We start from the raw sequence: 707 nt of genomic DNA, 5'->3' as shown, positions 1-707 counted from the left end.
AAAAGCCGGACAGAGTCTCACGTTACCGTGCCTCACTCTATATGGGCCTGGCCCCGGGCGGCATCATCCAGGTCTGGGTCCGTGATCGCTGCTCCAAACTGGTCAAGGTCGCCCGCGCCCAAGCCGAGGTGGAGCCGCTGGGGCCGGACCAGGGACGTAACGAAGGACGCTATGCCTACAAGCCCAGCGAAAAGGCCAAGCGCTATATCGAACAGTTCGGCATCCCCTATGGGAGCTGGTGATGAAGCGTCTGCTTGCCCTGCTGGGCCTGCTGCTGGTCAGCGGCTGCCAGCCCATGGACCCGCTGTCTGGTGCCCAAGATGATCACAATCCCTGGTGGAGCCTGGGTTTCGTCCATCCTGCCTATATGAAGGTGTGGGTCGAGGACAGCGCAGTGATCGATATCCGCGGCCGTCTGTTCCGAAATACCGGCGGTGGCTCAGCCGCCGGCGATGAACCGGAGGATGGCACCGAGGCCGCACGCGGATGGGACGGAGGAGCAGGACCCAGCGGAATCGCGGTGGTCGGCGCCGACCTGCCCCAGCGCATCTACGTGCGCTGGCAGTCCATCGTCGAACCGCAGACCTACCGCGCTTGGGTGGAAATCCCAGAGGAAGCACGGCAAATCATGCGCGAGTCAGTCACCTGGCGCTGCCCACAAAAGCCGGACAGAGTCTCACGTTACCGTGCCTCACTCTATATGGGCC

At 63.2% G+C, this 707-nt stretch carries 2 protein-coding genes; both read left to right on the top strand.

The genetic code is table 11. From position 1 onward, the window contains the following. A partial coding sequence (locus tag E8F11_RS00150; protein ID WP_280286775.1) for a DUF2931 family protein occupies nucleotides 1-242 on the top strand: 242 nt, incomplete at its 5' end. Then, on the top strand, nucleotides 242-707 hold a 466-nt coding region (locus tag E8F11_RS00145), incomplete at its 3' end, for a DUF2931 family protein (protein ID WP_280286774.1). The genes E8F11_RS00150 and E8F11_RS00145, both read left to right, overlap by 1 nt.

This window comes from Pseudomonas sp. BN417 (genome assembly GCF_029871205.1).
In the GTDB taxonomy this organism is placed as follows: domain Bacteria; phylum Pseudomonadota; class Gammaproteobacteria; order Pseudomonadales; family Pseudomonadaceae; genus Metapseudomonas.
This window is presented reverse-complemented; position numbering and strand designations above follow the sequence as displayed.